This is a genomic window from Glutamicibacter halophytocola (genome assembly GCF_001302565.1).
In the GTDB taxonomy this organism is placed as follows: domain Bacteria; phylum Actinomycetota; class Actinomycetes; order Actinomycetales; family Micrococcaceae; genus Glutamicibacter; species Glutamicibacter halophytocola.
On sequence record NZ_CP012750.1, the window covers coordinates 1,494,040 to 1,511,926 of the forward strand.

At 57.4% G+C, this 17,887-nt stretch carries 9 protein-coding genes; 6 read left to right on the forward strand and 3 right to left on the reverse strand.

Annotated elements, in window-relative coordinates:
• Positions 1-421 precede the first annotated feature (421 nt).
• A complete protein-coding gene (locus AOZ07_RS06960) occupies positions 422-2,203 on the reverse strand; it encodes an ABC transporter ATP-binding protein (RefSeq protein WP_075972436.1) in 1,782 nt (593 codons plus the stop codon).
• Positions 2,200-3,936 (reverse strand): ABC transporter transmembrane domain-containing protein, encoded by a 1,737-nt coding sequence (locus tag AOZ07_RS06965; RefSeq protein WP_060701349.1) that lies wholly within the window; start codon positions 3,934-3,936, stop codon positions 2,200-2,202. The genes AOZ07_RS06960 and AOZ07_RS06965 overlap by 4 nt, the downstream gene beginning before the upstream one ends.
• Positions 3,937-4,061: 125 nt before the next feature.
• Between AOZ07_RS06965 and AOZ07_RS06970 the strand changes: the two genes are divergently transcribed.
• From AOZ07_RS06970 to AOZ07_RS06990, 5 genes are read left to right on the forward strand one after another with little or no spacing between them, the layout of a single operon-like run.
• Complete coding sequence (locus AOZ07_RS06970) at positions 4,062-5,051, forward strand: ABC transporter substrate-binding protein (RefSeq protein WP_060701350.1); 990 nt, start codon at positions 4,062-4,064, stop codon at positions 5,049-5,051.
• Positions 5,052-5,065: 14 nt separating this feature from the next.
• Entirely contained in the window at positions 5,066-6,082 is a 1,017-nt protein-coding gene (locus AOZ07_RS06975) for a siderophore-interacting protein (protein WP_194943822.1), read from the forward strand.
• A gap of 2 nt (positions 6,083-6,084) precedes the next feature.
• Complete coding sequence (locus AOZ07_RS06980; protein WP_084793384.1) at positions 6,085-7,209, forward strand: FecCD family ABC transporter permease; 1,125 nt, start codon at positions 6,085-6,087, stop codon at positions 7,207-7,209.
• Positions 7,206-8,306, forward strand: a complete 1,101-nt coding sequence (locus tag AOZ07_RS06985) for a FecCD family ABC transporter permease (protein ID WP_236995284.1) — start codon at positions 7,206-7,208, stop codon at positions 8,304-8,306. Before AOZ07_RS06980 ends, AOZ07_RS06985 begins: the two co-directional genes overlap by 4 nt.
• Positions 8,303-9,184, forward strand: coding sequence for an ABC transporter ATP-binding protein (locus tag AOZ07_RS06990; RefSeq protein ID WP_060701352.1), 882 nt, complete (start codon positions 8,303-8,305; stop codon positions 9,182-9,184). Before AOZ07_RS06985 ends, AOZ07_RS06990 begins: the two co-directional genes overlap by 4 nt.
• 801 nt (positions 9,185-9,985) lie before the next feature.
• On the opposite strand, the gene AOZ07_RS18755 is transcribed toward AOZ07_RS06990, so the two are convergent.
• Positions 9,986-10,447 carry a hypothetical protein gene (locus AOZ07_RS18755; protein WP_194943823.1) on the reverse strand — a complete coding sequence of 154 codons (462 nt, stop codon included), beginning with the start codon at positions 10,445-10,447 and terminating at the stop codon, positions 9,986-9,988.
• A 103-nt stretch (positions 10,448-10,550) separates the two neighbouring features.
• On the opposite strand from AOZ07_RS18755, the gene AOZ07_RS06995 reads away from it, so the two are divergent.
• Complete coding sequence (locus tag AOZ07_RS06995) at positions 10,551-17,858, forward strand: prealbumin-like fold domain-containing protein (protein ID WP_194943824.1); 7,308 nt, start codon at positions 10,551-10,553, stop codon at positions 17,856-17,858.
• Positions 17,859-17,887 lie beyond the last annotated feature (29 nt).

The following is a 17,887-nucleotide window of genomic DNA, read 5'->3' on the forward strand; positions in this document are numbered from 1 at the left end:
AATGATCTGTTGGACTATTTAGAAGAATGCCAAAGAGGCCCAAGGTATTTGCCTAGTGTGTCTGGATTGCGGGGCGGCTTCCCAGCGGCAGGGCGGGGAAATGAGCAGCACCCAGCGCAGGGGCCAATTCTGCAGTGTCGCTGATACCTGATGCTGATCTATAGCCAGAAATGCCCCTAGAGGATCTTATGGGGCATGCCTGGCATGAAAATGGAATATCGCGTCATTGGTTCTAGCTATGTGGCATCTGGCCCACTCGAAATTATCAGGCGCCGTCCACGGCATCGATCGCGCTGTTCTTGCCGCCTAGCCCGCATCGCTGGCATGCCCCTCGACGTCCAAAGAAGAAGTGGTTCCGCCAGGAATTCGGGCGGAACCACTTCGTGCTGCGCTGCTTGGCCAGTCGCCAGAGAAAGGTTCCCTAGCCTTCCCAGGCTCTCCAAAGTTTGGCGTACTTGCCATTGGCGGCTAGTAGCTGCCAATGAGTTCCATCTTCGATAATTTCCCCGTGGTCCATCACGATGATTCGATCGGCGCTTCTCGCCTGCGATAGGCGGTGAGCGATGATGAGCGTGGTTCGATCCTTTGTTAGCGCGTTCGCGGCCTTGTCTAATTCGCGCGAGTTACGAGAACCTGCCTCGGCGGTGGCCTCATCCATGATGACGATGCGCGGATTTAGCACAGCAATACGCACCAGTGCCAGGTGCTGCTGTTGATGGCTGGTGAGCTGGTGGCCATTGGAACCCAGCATGGAGTCCAATCCTTGTGGCAGATCGTTTATCCATTGGGCATGGCAAGTGCCTATCGCCTCTTGAAGCTGAACTTCGGAACATGGTGCAGGTGCTCCGAGAGTGAGGTTATCCCGCACTGTTCCGGAGAAGACGTGCGCATCTTGTGAGATGAGTGCTACGTTCTCTCGAAGGCTCGTCATCTCGTACGAGATGAGCTGCTTGCCATCTAACACGGCCACGCCACCTGTAGGTTCGATGATGCCGGACAAGATCCGTGCCACCGTGGATTTCCCCGCGCCGGTGGTGCCTACTAAAGCCACGCATTGCCCATCTGCCAAGAACAAGTCAAGCCCGCTGAGCACCGCGGCTCCCGACTCAAAATGGTGGCTGACTCCGCGAAGAACTAGCCCCCTGGAGGACGAGAGCTCGCTGGGAACCGACAAGGTTCTTCTGGGCTTGCGACGCTTGGCCAAGAGAACGCCTGTTACGCGACGAAGTGCGATGCCCGCCTCTTGAACCATGTCAAAGAGCGTTACTACCTCGGAAATCGGATCGAACAGCCGATGGTAGAGCAGGGCTGCAGTGGTGACCGCGCCCACCGAGGTTGCATCGGCCCGCACGAGGAAGAACCCAGCAGTCAGCAAAGCTGCCATCGTGATAAATTCTGCCCGGTTATTGCGCGCGAAGTATCGGGTGAGCATGCGGAATACTCGGTCTGCCACACTGCGCGAATCGAAGCTTGCCCTTTCCAGCGCATCAACCTGTGCATGCGCCCAACCTTGAGAGTGCAGCATCACTCGTCCGTGGAATGCATTGAGGAAAGTGTTGGTGCGACGGGCCATGATTTCCCGTTCTTCTCGGTATAGCGGCGCGCTTCTCGGGAGGTACCAGCGCAAGGACAGCCAGTACATCGGAATGGCGATCATTCCGGAAAGCCCTAATACCCAATGAAGAGTGAAAAGCCCCGGCACCGAGAGCACCAGCAGGGTAATTGCAGACAAGAAGGCCGGTAAGAGCCACGCTACCGCTTGGGAAATCAACCGAGAATCATCTGACACGCGCGAGACAAGCTCGCCGTCACCGGCACGCTCCAGGATCCCTGATTCCAGATTCAGTGCATGGTCCACGGCGTCTTCGCGCAGGGTTGCTACCGCAGGCTCGGCGATCTTCGCGTAGAGCACTCGGGCATACCACGCCAGCGCCGCACCGCATGCCAATGAGGCTGCTATGGCGAGCAGGCATCTGGCCACCGTGGGGTAGGGATCGTTGGATCCCAGCGCATCAACAAGAATGCCGATGGCGAAGGACGGCAGCATGGCCGCTGCCGAGGAGGCCAAGGTGATCAGCGATGCCCATATGATCTGCCACTTCTGCGGGCGAAGAGTGCGGCCCAAAGTCCGCCAAGCGGTAGCAGTACTGGCGGTGGGCAGTGCCGGCTGTGACAGATCAGTGTTCTCAGGCCTTGGGCTCATCGGCTGACCACCTTGTCGTAGTTTGGTTTCGCACGGAGATCCAGGTGCGTGGAGCGGGTGATCGACCCGTCGCAGTCAAGGAAAACTACCTCATCGGCCGTGGCCAGCAAGGTCGGAGAGGTGCTCAGGATGAGCAGGGTTCCAGCACTTGTCCCGGTCGCTTGGGCATGTTCCCTCCAGCGGAGTATTCCTTGGGCGATGTTCGCTTCGGTCACCGAGTCCACTGCGCTGGTGGGTTCTTGCAGCACCCTGACCAGAGGACCACCCGCCAGAGCACGGGCAAGGGCAACCCGTTGTCGTTGCCCTCCGGAAAGGTTGAAGCCACGTCCCTCTACCAGATGCTCAATGCCCTCGGGATAGTTTTCCAGTAGTTCGTCAACGCCGCTGGCACTAAGCAGCAGCTGCAGCGTCCGCGGGTCCGGAAGCGGCGCTGCGCCAAGAATATTTTCCCTGATGCTGCCTTCAATCAAATGCGACTGATGCGGGGCGAGGCGCAACAGGAGTGGAAGGTAGGCCGGATCGATCAGTGAAATGTCGATCCCGTCGAGCAGTAGGCGAGGACCCGGTGCGGACGAAGATTGAGTCATTTTCGGCTCGCAGGAGCCGAGGCTGAAGATCGTGGCAAGCTGTGCGCGCAGGGAATCTTCTGCGCAAACCAGCACTGTGAAGCCACCCGGCATAAAGGTGAGTGGACTTTCCGCTATTGCGGGCCATTCGATGGACAGGGTGGAATCTGAACGAGGCACCGGGCGTTGTTTCCCCGATGGATTCGCACCGTCTGCCAGCAACGCTGCAACACGTTCGGCTGCGGCCAACGATCGGGTGCGGGCCTCGACTGTGGAGACCAAGGTGCCCAGGGGAGTGGACAGGAACTGTGCGACGCCCATGACGCCCAGCAATGCTCCGATGCTCATGGAGCCCGCGGCCACCTGCCAGGAACCCAGGCCTGCGGCGGCAAGCAAAACCGTCCCGGAAACCAGAACCTGAGCAGCATCGATGCGTCCGGACGCGGATGCTGAAACAATGCCAGCGGTGGCGGCGCGTTGGCTGGCATCACGGTAGCGAGCGGCAGCCTGGTCGTGCCCGCCGATTCCGCGCAGCACTTGCACCCCGGCCATGAGATCGGCGGCAGCGGCCCCTGACGCAGCGATATCGGATTGAAGATTATCGCTGGCCTTGCTCAGCCGTGGAGTGAGCCAGCGAAGTGCCGCCATGCCCAAGGGGGTGATGATCAGGACCGACAGGCCCACCCACAGGTTGGCCCAGATCAGGTACACGGCGCAGACTAGTAGGCCGCCCAGTGCGCTGAAGCCCAGTGAGGCTTGGCGAATGACTGAGGCGCAGACGTCGGTATCTACCGAGGTGATGGTGGCGATTTCTCCTGGCATGCGGGCGGTTCGTGGCCGATACCCCGGGGATAGGACATGTTCGGCAATCCGTGTGCGCAGGAGGTAGACCTGCCGGTTCATTCCTGAATTTCCTAGTCGGGCGCCAAATCGGTAGCCGAAGGAGAGCATGGCGAAACACAGTCCCAAGGCGATGAGCCAGAGGATTAGGTGGATCAGTGCACCACCGGCTATCGCATGATCGATGGTTGCGCCGATCAATGCAGGGACGAGGGCTTCGCCAGCGGTCCAACAGGAAAGGAGGGCAACCGCAGCGATGATTCGGGTGCGTTCCGCGATCAGCAGGGAACGCAACAGCAGGGGCCCGTCTGGGCGAGATGAGGACATGCAATTCATAATATGTTATAAATATGATTCGTAACTAACATAGGTTAGCCTATGTTAAGTTCATCCAGCTGTGCGGCCTACTGGCCCCGCGCTCACTCACCCCTCCATTCCTAAGGATCACTCGCATGCCCCGGATTACCCCGCGAGCCTTCATGGCGCCTGCTGCGCTATTGGCGCTCGCTTCCCTTTCACTCACCGGTTGCGGACAAACTTCGGGCCAAGCCGCCGAAGACGCCTCGCCATCAGCGGATCAAGCGCCACTGAAGACGGTGGACCCGCAGGGCCATGAGGTGAGCTTGGACAACCAGCCGGCCGCCGCATTGGGCTTCTACACCACCGACGTTGATATCTTGGCCACTCTTGGGATACCGCTGGCCGCGGAGCAGCCAATCCGCGGCGATTCCGGGTTTACGACGTTCCCCGACTACTTTCCGCAGGAAGCACTCAGTGGGGTGACCCCCTTTGCCAACTACCCGGAATTCAACTACGAGCGGGTATTGGGTGCAGGGCCTGATTTCATCCTCAATGGGCTGGGCTACGACGCCGAAGTCCACGAAAAGCTCGCAGCGATCGCGCCGACCTATACGACTAACGCCTTTGATGGTGAAAGCTGGCAGTCGCACTTCGAGCGGACTGCCAAGGACTTGGGCCGCCAAGAACAGTACGACCAATGGTTGAACGCCTATGAAGAACACGGCGCAGAAGCCAAGAAGTCCATAGACGCGGCGGGCAATGGGGATCTGACGGTCGCTACCTTGGGCTACTGGGACGGAAAGGTCAATGTCGACTGCTATTCCTACTTGGAGTGCGGTGTCTTCGACACGATCGGCTTGAAGACCGAAAAACTGAGCAAGCAGAAGGGGTTGAGCTTGTCCTTGGAGGAGCTGGACCAGCTCAAGAATGTTGACGCCGTATGGATGTCCATGGGTGTAGGCGACGATGCTAGAGCAGAGCTAGACAAGTCCATTGCCGCCATGGAGAAGTCGCCATATTGGAAGAATCTGCCATTTGTAAAAAATAACCGGATCTACACGTACAACATGGAGATGACCTATGGCTCGCCCTCTGGCGCCGTAGCGTTCATGGATCAAGTACGCAGCGATCTAGCCAAGTAGGCCAGGAGTGCCCGGTGGCCGGGCGCGGTACTGAAAATTTGCATTGCCCGCTCCGGCCATCCGGTCGCCAAGCTAAACTTCCCCAACACACATCAGCCTCTGAATCACTAGTGACCCCAAATATCGCTGGTGCATCGCATCATCAGGATCAGCCAATGGAAATCTTTGAAGCTACAGTTCAATCCACTCATCATCTCTCGCCCACATTGAAGCGATTGCGCTTTGGCGTACACGGTTTTACCAGCACCGGCATTGGCGATGAATACGTCAGGCTCTTCTTCCCCCACACCAAAGATCGCAACCTGCTCAGCCTGCCGGTCGCTGATGGCGATAGCTGGCGCACGGTCGAGGGACAGCCCGATGCGCCGATGCGCACTTACACCATCCGCGAAGCCGGCGACGGATGGATCGAAATTGACTTTGTGGTCCACGACGGCGGCATTGCAGCCGCCTGGGCGCTTGACGCGCAAGTTGGCGACCGGATAGGGCTTAATTCGCCCACGGGCCTCTATGAGTGCCCGCCAGATGCTACATCACAAGTGCTGATCTGTGACCTGACTGGTTTGCCTGCGGCCGTGCGCATTGCAGAACTGAGTGATGCCCGGATGCGTACCGAACTAGTAGTGGAAATTCCCGACGATTCGTCTCGTCTAGATCTCTCGCACGTGCCTCAGCTGGTGGTCCAGTGGATTGTGGCAGGCAATGGGGTAGCCCCAAGCGTACTTCCTCAGGTTGCCCGCAAAGCTGTGGAACAACTGGTCGATGGCGAGCCGCGTCCCTACGTGTGGGTGGCCGGTCAATCCGCAGCGTTGCGGGAAATTCGCAAGATGCTGCATCGGGAACTGCGCTGGCCCAACACCCAGTACAAGGTGATCGGCTACTGGGTGGAGCAGGCAGAAAAATGGCGTGAAAGGTGGGATGCCTTGGATGCTTCGACCAAATCCTCCCTGGACGCACTGTGGGACAGTTTTGAAGACAAGGACGAAGCACTTATTGCCTACGAATCTGAACTTGCGCGCTTGGGATTATGATCATGGCGGCCTCCACGCAACGTGCCAATACCAAAGATGCACCGCCCATAGCCTCAGTACTGCAGGTGAAGACGAATGCGTCGCAGGGCACGGTTAAACATGCTGCCGCAGGCAGCCAGGTGGATTCCACCGGGGCTAAACTCGCCTGGCTAGTCGGCCTGTTGCTGCTCCTTGCCTTTATCATATTGTGTTCATTGGCTTTTGGCAGCCGGCATATAGATCTGTCGGTGGCCTGGCGCAGCATCGTGGAGCCATCGTTGAATTCAGAAGAAGTCCAGGTCATCAGGCAATTGAGAATCCCGCGAACCGTATTGGGCTTGTTGGCGGGAATCGCGTTGGGTGTAGCCGGAGCGCTGATTCAGGCCCTAACTCGAAATCCCCTGGCGGATCCAGGCATCCTCGGGGTGAACGCCGGAGCTCAATTTTCACTGGTTGCGGCCAGCTTCTTCCTCGGTTCCCTCTCCGTCATGGCTTCGATATGGTGGGCACTGGCCGGAGCCTTGGTGGCCACCCTCGCGGTGTATGGCCTATCCCTGTCGCGCCGCGGGCGCAGTGCAGAACCCGCCACGTTGGTGCTAGCCGGTGTCGCTTTTGGCGCAGTTCTTTCCGGCGTCACCACGGCCCTCGTCTTACTCAGGCCACAAATTTTTGACATGATGCGGGTGTACTCAGCCGGAAACCTCAATGGACATGAGCTTTCCACGGTCATGGTGATCGTGCCCTTCGTTGCGGCGGGGCTTCTAATTTCGCTGTGCAGTGCCGGTTCGCTGAATGCGATAGCTTTGGGTGATGCTCCGGCCAAGGCCTTGGGCGTGCGTATCGCCCCGGTGCGTATTGCTGTAATTGCCTCGGTGACGCTTTTGTGCGGAGCTGCCACTGCCTTGGCGGGCCCAATCGGATTTGTCGGTTTGATGATTCCGCATGTGGTGCGGTGGCTCTTTGGCGTCCAGCAGGGGTGGATTCTGATTTTCACCACGGTGCTCGCTCCGGTCCTCCTGCTTGGCTCGGACATCCTTGGCAGGATCATTCTTCCCCATGCAGAGGTTTCGGCCGGCATCGTCACGGCCTTCGTGGGGGCGCCGATGCTTTTGATCTTGGCTCGCCGAAAGAAGGCGAGCACGCTGTGAATAGCAAAAGCATTATTAGCCTTCCATCGCCTGTAGAACAGGCTGCCGCCCAGGGAATAGTTGTCCCTACAGGGCGTCGGGAAATCCAAATCGGGTTGGGCCGGTGGACTTGGCATGTTGACCGCACCTCAGCGTTGGTTGCCTCCGTGTTGGCATTGGCAGCCTTGCTCACCGGGTTTATCTCGCTGGCTTTGGGCGACATCCGTGTGCCTTTTGACCAGCTCCTGCCTGCCCTGTTGGGAGACTCTGAACGTCGTTATGAGGTCGTCGTGCGTGATTGGCGATTGACCCGTGTGCTCCTGGCTCTGGTCTTCGGTTTTGCACTTGGCATTTCCGGTGCGATGTTCCAGTCTTTGACTCGCAATCCATTAGGCAGCCCGGACGTGATCGGATTCAGCTCCGGAGCGTACACGGTGGCCTTGGCTCTCATGTTATTCACTACCGCCGGTGCTGCACAGATTGCCATGGGATCTATCCTCGGAGGTTTGCTCGCTGCCGCCTTGGTGTTCATCATCGCAAGCAGAGATGGTGTCAACGGTTTCCGGCTCATCGTGGTTGGCATCGGTGTCGGGGCGATGCTGGCTTCGGCCAACACGTTTATGCTGTTAGCCGCTCAACGCCAGGTGGCCATGTCGGCCGCCGTCTGGGGATCTGGATCATTGAACTCGGTGAGCAATTCGGTCTTGGGGCCATCTTTAGTTGGCATCGCACTATTTGCCGTGGCAGCGGTATCCCTGCAACGGCAAGCCCGCATCTTGGAGTGCGGTGATGCCTTGGCGATTTCGCTAGGCGTCAATGCGCGGCGTTTGCGTGCCTCGATGGTCATCGTTGGCGTCGGTTTGGTGGCCGTGACTACTGCGGCAGCAGGACCCATTGCCTTTGTCGCTTTGGTTGCTCCGCAGATCGCCGCCCGGTTAACCGGAAGGTCAGAGTTGGATCTGCTCCCGGCCGGATGCTTGGGAGCGCTGCTCTTGGTGTCGGCAGACACCATTGCCCGTGTAGCATTCATGCCCGTCCAGCTGCCGGTCGGTATCGTGACGGTTTGCCTAGGCGGCGTGTATTTAATTTGGTTGTTGGTTAGGGAGAGCCGTTCATGAGTTCACTAGATACGGAACAAGCGGAGCACGTGCCAGGCCCGGCGTACTCGACTAGGGCCTCCGTCAAAAGCCATGAGCCGGTGGATGCGGGAAAGCTTGAGGTGCGAGCAGTTCGTTTGGGGTACGACCGCGTACCTGTAATTGAATCACTGGATTTGTCCTTTGAACCAGGCAAGTTCACAGCGATTATCGGCCCCAATGGTTGTGGAAAATCGACATTGCTCAGCGCGCTGGCGCGACTTCTAAAGCCTACTTCGGGACAGATCCTGCTGGGTGATCTGGCTATTGATTCCTTTAAACCCAAGGCGTATGCGCGTGAGGTATCGCTACTGAGTCAACAGGCGGTGGCACCGTCCGGAATCACGGTCGCCCAGCTGGTTTCGAGGGGGCGTTTTCCTCATCAGGGGCTGCTTGCGCAGCACAGTAAGGAAGATGAGGCGGCAGTTCACCAGGCGTTGCTGTCTACTGGGACTCTGGACCTGGCGACACGGAGACTTTCTGATCTATCCGGCGGTCAACGTCAACGCGTTTGGGTGGCCACCACTCTGGCCCAGCAAGCGCCAATCTTGCTATTGGATGAGCCGACCACGTATATGGACGTTGCGCATCAAGTAGATCTACTTGATCTCTTCGCCATGCAACGTGATACAGGAAAAACGGTGATTGCGGTGCTTCACGACATCAATCAGGCGATGCGCTACGCCGATACTGTGGTGCTGATGCATGAGGGGAAAGTGCTGGCCAGCGGTGCTCCGGATGAAGTCATCACTGTGGAGAGCCTAGGCGCTGCATTCGGCGTTAACTGCGAGATTCATCCAGATCCGGTGACGGGCGGCCCGATGATGGTCACGGTTCCAGCCCCGCGTCGGTCCATGTGAGTTGTTTCTTTCCCGTTTCGAAAATAAGGTGCGCGAAGTATTCTTTGATGTTGCACGTGCGGGCCCGTTGATACTGCCGAACTCGCACTGCTGTTAAGGATCCAGTTTCTGCAGGCACGTGGTGCCTAATGGACAACAATTGCGCAGCTAGGTGCGTGTGCGGATTGGTGCGATTCCGGCATGGCGTCGGCCACTGATCCGGCCCGAGCCAAACCCCAAGGCACTATAGGCAGGATAATGTTTGGCATACCCCAGAAGCATGTTAGCTTCGAGTCCCGAGGAGCGATGGCGCTCCCGGCGAATCGCAGCTCATCAACGGATCTACGGAGTGCAGTGGTGCGGAGCAAGATCGAGGGCGTGGAGCGACTTGCAAGCAGTCCATCAGATGGGATTCGTAGCCGGCAATGCTCGTTCGACATGGGCACTTAATTCTTGTTGTGGGAAATCCAATGAATCCTTCAATTCTTTGCTGATGTTTTTCCCGAGATTTGCTGGCAAAAGCCACGGTGTGAGCGTAGTCTATCGCCATATCGTTGTCTCGAATTGGGGGATTTGAAGACGCTTTGAAACACTCGCATTCATTTCGCATCTTTAGATGTATTGGGGATTATTCCTGAGCCGTTGAGTCACTTGGGGTGACTGCACTGAGGTTTGGCCACTTAAAATGCAGGTCAGGGCCTCTACTTCGTACGCTCATTTGGTAGATCACTCCTGCGCCGGATGATTTGCCGCAGACATTCTTGTTGGGGGAAAGATGTCTAAGCATCAAAGGCGCGGCGCCTTTATGCCATTTTTGCGCTTTCATATAATATCCAAAAAACTATTAAAGCCACTTTTAGCGGTAATTTCGTCAACTGCGTTGTGTATTGCAGTGACAATTCCAGGTTTGGCCGTGGCTGCCGAACCAACCGCCGGGGTCGAAACCCAGGAAACAGAGACGGTCGCAACGCCGGAGGAGACGACTGCGGACGCGTCAAAACAGTCCGAAGGAAGCACGGGGACATCCGCGGAAACTCCCGCTCTCAAATCGGAACCAAGCTCAACGGCAGTGGAACCGGAAACCGAAGCAGCAGAGCCATCCGAGTCGCCGGCGCCCGTGAAGAAATCAGCGCCCGCCAAAGCAGATGAGCCAAAAACCATCCAGGCGCCGGCCGTTAAAGCTGAGCCACCAGCAGATGAATCAAAAGCAACGGTCACCAAGAAGGCTACAAAGGTGTCAGTGGCGCCAAGTCCTACTCCAAAGGAATCGGCTGCCGAATCCACGAAAGCTGAGGCCAAAGCCTTAGAAGTCGCTGCGGCCGCATTGGAACCAGGCGAGCCTGTCACTTGTGACTACAACCAGGACATGGGCTCGATCAACACGTTCATGCAAAAGAACGATGTGATGGCCGACTACGCCAACGGCAATATCAACAACGGCCTGTATGAAGGCGGAGTTGTCCATCAGCGAATTCAAATGACCCTGCCCGCAGGCGAGAACGAGCTCGTTCTCAAATACCAGGTCAAACAGGCGGGGAAGTGGGCCTATGACGAATTGCTGAACCAAACCGTCGATGGCGCAGAGATTACTGGCTGGACCGTAGTGCCCGGCTCCGGCGATGACCGCCAGGACACTGTCTATGTCACCCTCTGGGTTGATGGGGAAGAAGGCGACGAGGCAAACGTGACCCTGTACTTTGATGCCCACATTGCATCAGAGCTTGATCACGGCCCGGGAACAGGCGCCTCATCAATTAATGGTTCTCCCTACCATGTTTATATTGAGTCCTTGAATTGCAAATCGGCTGGTCAGCGCGATAATCAAATTCAAGCCAGCGCAGTCCAGGCTGGCAAGGTGACCATCGTCAAAGATGCAACACCGGCTGATGGCACCGATTTTGACTTCACGATTCACGAAAACCGTTTTGGCAATTCAACCGGATTCAGTCTTGACGACAGTGCTGATTCTGACACCGGAGCAAGCCTGCCGGACTCGGTGACCTATACGGTAACGCCATCCACGGTAACCGTCACTGAAGCAGACCTTCCGTCCGGGTGGAACTTGTCCGATATCTCTTGTACAGATAGCGGTGCCACCCGTACTGGCCAAGCTATCAGCTTCGAGTTGAGCGATAACGAGGAAGTTACCTGTACCTTTGTCAACAGCAAGACGACGTACAAGGAATTGACCCTTCAGAAGGACGTCAAGGCATCATTCGATCGGGACTATGACTGGCAGCTGGAAAAGTCGCTGGCCGACGGACAAGATGCCACGGTCAACTCCTCGGAAACAGGAGTCGAGGTTGACTACAACGTTGTAGCCACCGCCAGCGACGCCCAGGACGACAACTTCGAGCTCTCCGGGAACATCACGGTCAATAACCCCAATGATGCAGCGATCAGCGGCGTGACGCTCAGCGACCAGCTGGATGGGGCCAACTGCGTCATCTCCGCCGGAGGATCACCGATCAGCAATCCGGTGACTGTAGATCCGGGCGAGACTGTTTACACGTACACATGCGATCTGCCAGAAGGGACCAGCGCATCGAGCTCTGGCACCAATACTGTCAGCGCGACATGGAATGCCGATGCCTATTACGGCACCGACGGCGAGGCGAGCGCATCAGCTGATTACGATTTCGCCACAGTCACCCCAACGGTGACCGATGACGAAGTCACTGTCACGGACAGCGAATTCGACCTCTCATCGGTTGAAGGCGGCAATGTTGTCACCGTCGCGGACAGCCCGAAAACCTTTGCCTACAGCATCACCTGGGACGGGGTTCTCGGACAGTGCACCGATTACGTGAATACGGCAAGCTTGGCTGAGGACGACGGCCAGGTCTTGACGGATGACGCAACTGTGGAAGTTTGTTTGGGCCAGGACCTGAACATCACCAAGAACGTCGTATCCAGCTTCAACCGGAGCTATGACTGGAGCATCGTCAAGGACGCCATCGGCGAGCAGCCATATACCGCGGATCCGGAAACTGGCGAATTCACAGCTGAATACTCGGTGACCGTCACCCCAGAAAGCTACTCGGATAGCGACTGGGCCATGAGCGGGCAAATCACCGTGGAAAATCCCAATGATTGGCAGTCGGTCTCAACCACCGTCAGCGATCAGGTGGATGTTGGCGGTGGGGCTGCATGCACCGTGGTCAGCGTCGTTGGCCATCCAGAGATCATGGATGCCGACCCAGGAACAGCCGGCTTCCAAATCGAGATTGCGGCCGGGCAGACGCTGGCCTTCGACTACAGCTGCACCTTTGAGTCCAAGCCGAATTACGAGGGCAGCAACACTGCCGAAGTGACTTGGTCTGCTGACGAAGCATTCACCGCTTCGGGCAGTGCGCAGGAAGTCGTTCCGGTGAATGCCGATGACTGGACGCAGACTCCACTCAACGACACGGTCGAAGTCACTGACCCGTTGCATGAGTTCGACCCGGCATGGGTTATCCACTATTCGGATGGAGTGCAGACAAAGACCTACACCTACACCTGGACGGTGGAGGACGCAGGAACTTGCCAGAACTTCATGAACACCGCAACGATCACCGGCAGCAACCAGCTGGTCAAAAGCGATGACGCCGAAGTCCAGGGCTGCTACGAGGCTGGCCTCACGGTTACCAAGGACGTGCAGGCATCCTACGATCGAACCTACCTCTGGGACATCGACAAGAAATTGGCCGAAGGCCAATCACCTGACGTTGTCGTAGAAGAAGACGGCACAGCTACGGTGAAGTACACGGTTGACGTGGACAACACCGGCTACACCGATTCTGATCAGCAGATCTCAGGCAGCATCACGGTCAACAACCCCAATGACTTCGAAGATATCGAGGTCACGGTCAGCGATCAGAACACGCTGCTTGCCGAATGCACCATCAATGCCGAGGACAGCAATCCAGATCTGGCCGGGGTACAGCAACTTGTGCCACGCAACGACTCTGTTGTTGTTGCCTATACGTGCGACGCATCTGAGGTGACCGAAGCTGACTACAGCGGCCATAGCAATACCGCGGTGGTTACCTGGGGCGATGGACAACAAGCTGAAAGCCAGCCGGTGCCCATTGAGTTCATGCTCGATGAGGCCATCGACGAATCTGTCGAAGTCTTCGATGACAATGCGGACCCTGAAAGCGAAGCCACGCTCTTGGGAACCGTGAACCAGGCAGAGGCACCGAAGTCATTCACCTACGAGACCACCTACGAAGTGCCGCGGGATCAATGCCTGGTCTTCACCAACACCGCATGGGTGGTGCTCACGGGAGATGACGTCAGCGATTCACAAGATGTCAGCATCTGTGATCAGAAGAATCTGACTATCACCAAAGATGTGACGGCCAGCTATGAAAGGGATTATGACTGGTCTGTTGAGAAGCAGGTAGACCAGAGCCAATTCACCGTGGCCGGAGATGGCACGGTCACCGCCCACTACACGGTGAAAGCCACCGCTGGAGACGCGCAGGATTCGTCCAAGCAGGTTTCGGGAAGCATCACCATTTCCAACCCGAATACCCAGGTGGGCGAATTGACCGGTACGGTCACCGACTTGGTATCCATCCCGTCGGCCAGCTGCACCATACTCGGTGCTGACGCCGATGAATCCATGGACGGCTTCCAGGTAGTGCTCGCAGACGGGCAAAGCATCGTGCTTGATTACGAGTGCTCGATACCGGCAGGTACCGATATCAGCTCGGTCTACGACAACACGGCTACCGTGACCTGGGGCCAGGAACGCCAGGCCCAAGATGTTGTGGAGTTCGAATTCGAGCAGGTCAAGCTCACCGATGACAGCGTCGAGGTCATCGATGACAAGACAGTTCCCGGCGAAGAAGTTTCGCTGGGCACCGCCACCGTCCAGAATTCGCCGGTGACCTTCGAATACGATGTTCAGCTCCAGGGAGTGGCCGGCACTTGTACCGACTACACGAACACCGCCGTGGTCAACGAGGCAACGGAGCAAGGGGAAGAAAATACCGCAACCGCCACCACCACGGTGTGTGCCGGAGCGGACATGGACATCTCCAAGAACGTTGTCACCTCCTTCGACCGTTCCTACATCTGGGGACTTGAAAAGGAACTGCTTTCCGGCGAACCGCTGGCAGCAAATCCGCAAACTGGCGAGGTCACTGCCGAGTACCGGGTCACCGTTACTCCTGAAGGCCATGAAGATGGCAATTGGGCAATGAGCGGCGAGATCACGGTCAGCAACCCTAACGACTGGCAAGACGCGCCAGTCACGGTGCAGGATTTTGCTGATGTGGGCGGGGAAGTAGCCTGCACCATCACGTCGGTCCAAGGTGAAGCCGTAGCCGACATGTCTGCGCAAGAGCCGGGATTCCAAACCGTGATACCAGCCGGGACCCAGTGGGTCATGACCTATTCGTGCACCTTCGAGTCCCAGCCGGCCTATGACGGCCATAACACCGCAACGGTGGACTGGGATGCCCAGGCACTGAATACCATCAACGGTGATGACTCGGCCACGGTTGAAATCACGGAAGACGACTGGTCCCAGACACCGCTGAACGACACTGTCACCATCACCGACAGCCGCCATGAATTTGATCCTGAGTGGACGGTCAATGTTGAAGATGGAGTCCAAAGCCGGGACTACTCGGTGACTTGGACCGTAGACGAGGCGGGAACCTGCCAAGTCTTTGAAAACGTCGCCACCCTCACCGGTGATGACGGATTCACCGCCACGGACAATGAACTTGCCCAGGCCTGCCGCGAGGCAGCCCTTCAAATCAGCAAGAGCGTTGAGGCCAGCTACGACCGCACCCATCAGTGGACGATTGAGAAGTCACTGGCTGAAGGCCAGGACGACAAGGTCACCGTTGATGGCGAGGGGGCCGCGCCGATTGATTACGTGATCAACGTGGAAAACACTGGATATGAGGATTCGGGATGGATGCTGGACGGAGTCATCACGATCACCAACCCGAACCAGTACACCAGCATCGATGCCACGGTCCAGGACACCGTGGATCTGGACGGCATCATCTGCACCACGTCGCAGCCGGCGGTCACCATACCGGCCAACGGCAGCATAGATGTTGGATACAGCTGTGATGTCTCTGCCGGGGTGGATTCTTCCTCCTACAGCGGCGGCACCAACACCGCAACAGTCAGCTGGGGCGATGAAAGGGAGTCCAGCACGCAGGTGCCTATCGAGTTCGCGCTTGATGTCGAAACCGATCGGGAAGTGGGCATCTGGGACGACAAATCGAACCCGGACGAGCCGGTGCTATTGCGGAACGTCAGTGTGGATGACTCGCCAGTCACCATCGAGTACACCGTGGAGCATGACGCACCAGCCGGCCAATGCGCCAGCTACACCAATACTGCGTGGATCGATATCCAAGCAGGCGAGGATCCACGGGATCAAGTCACCGTAGAAGTGTGCGGCTTGCTTGATTTGATGGTGACCAAGGATGCTGAAGCCAGCTTCGACAGGACCTACTTGTGGGACCTCGAGAAGAAGGTGGACCGCACGGAAGTCACGGTAGCTGAAGACGGAACTGCGGACTTCTCCTACACCGTGTCGGCGGTGCCAAAGGGCGTAGAAGATTCTGCGCATGAGGTTCACGGCATGATCACCCTGATCAACCCGAACCGGTTTGAATCAGCCTCCACGGTGGCAACCGTGGCTGATGAAATCAGTATCGAGGGAGTCACCTGTACCATCCAGGCCGAGGACAGCGACCCGCAAACCGAAGGATTGCAGGTTCCGCTTCCGGTAGGCCAGGACGGCGATGGCGCCACAGTTCAGCTTCCATATAGCTGCACCGGAGAACCGCAAGAACTCTCCGGCAGCAATACGGTCACTGCCACCTGGGGCGAAGATTCCACGGTTGCTGCAACGGTTCCCGTTGACTACCTGTTGGATGAAGAAACCAACAAGCAGGTCACCGTCATGGATGACAAGACCAACCCTGATGAGCCAGTGATCCTGGGCGAAGCAATGTGGAATGCCGAAGGCACTCCAATTGATTTCGACTACACCCTGCGTCACCAGGCACAGGCTGGCACCTGTACCGAGTTCACCAACACCGCGGTGATCGAGCAGACCGGTGCCGATGATTCCACAACGGTCACCCTCTGCGGACAGATGGCCCTGGGACTGGAAAAGACCGCCGAGGCTTTGGTGGATCTGGACTACGAATGGGACGTCGTGAAGCAGCTGGATCAAAGCCGCCTCGAATACAACGAGGACGGAACGCTCAACGCCCACTACAGCGTGGAAGCACGCAACACTGGGGTAGCCGAAAAGAACTTGCGGCTATCTGGAACAGTCCTGGTTTCGAATCCAAATGATTTTGATTCCATCACTGCTACGTTGGCTGATCAGGCCAACACCGCCGGCGTCACCTGCAGGATTGACGCAATGGATGCCGATGAAGCCGCAGCTGGCCTGCAAGTTGTCATCAATGCCGGAGAAAACTTGGGGGCCCGGTATGAATGCGACCTGGCCAGCTGGCTGACCACCGAGGCCTTTGAAGGAGCCGTCAATACCGTGACGGCAACCTTTGAAGGACGAGAAGTCAGCGCTGAAGCATCGATTGATTTCGAAACTGATGAAATCACCGATGAGACAGTCACCGTCACCGATGACATGATGAACCCAGACGGAGAGCCGAAGGTTCTCGGCGAAGTTCATGTCCTGCAGTCGCCACAACAATTCGACTACGAACTCACGGTCGAACCCGAGGAAGGAACATGCACGGTCTACACCAATACCGCAGCTGTCCACGAGGACACGGATGGCAACGGCAGAGACGAATCAAGTGTTGATTTGCAGGTGTGCATCGAGCAGGGCCTGATGGTGGCCAAGAGCGCCAATGCCCAGTATCTGCGAGACTACGATTGGTCAGTTCTCAAAGACGCCAAGCAGACGCAGTTCAAGGTCGAAGCCGATGGACATGCCAAAGCCGACTACACGGTTGAGGCCAAGCTGGAGGGATATGAGGATCAAGAATTCACCGTTAGCGGCGAGATTACCGTAGCGAATCCGAACGACTTCAAGGACACCGAAGTCCTTGTGGAAGACAAGATCTCGCTGGAATCGTCCACCTGCACCGTTGAAGGTTTGAACGACGGCAAGCTGACCATCCCAGCTGGGGAAACTATCACCTTGCACTACAGCTGCTCGTTCGACGAACCTGTGGCTGAGGCCGACTACACCGGCCAAGAGAACAAGGTGAATATCAGCTGGAGCGATGAGAATGGGGATGCTCAGTCGGTCAGCGCCACTGCACCGCTGGACTTCAAAGCCGCTGAGGTCCAGGACGAGAAAGTAACCGTTCTCGACGATTACGCCAACCCGGATCACGCAAGGGAACTGGGCACCGTAACCGCCGATGAGAAGAGCAAGAAGTTCACGTACACCATGGACCTGGCCGGTGTCGCCGGCAAGTGCCAGACGTGGACCAATACCGCCACCGTTGAAGAATCCGCATCGCAAGATGAGAACAACTCGGATTCCGTGGACGTGGAGGTTTGCTCCGAAGCACCACAGGCTGCACCTCCGGCTCCGCCGGCACCACCTGCAGCACCGCCAGCCCGGCCAGCGCCATTGGCAGCAACGGGCATGGATGAAGGACTGTTGTGGCTGGTTGGTTCAGCTTCGATGGTCATCATCGCGGGGGCATTGATGTTGCTCCGCTACCGCCGCAGGACGCACTAGCCCTCGGTAAACACAGCGAATGCCGGGCC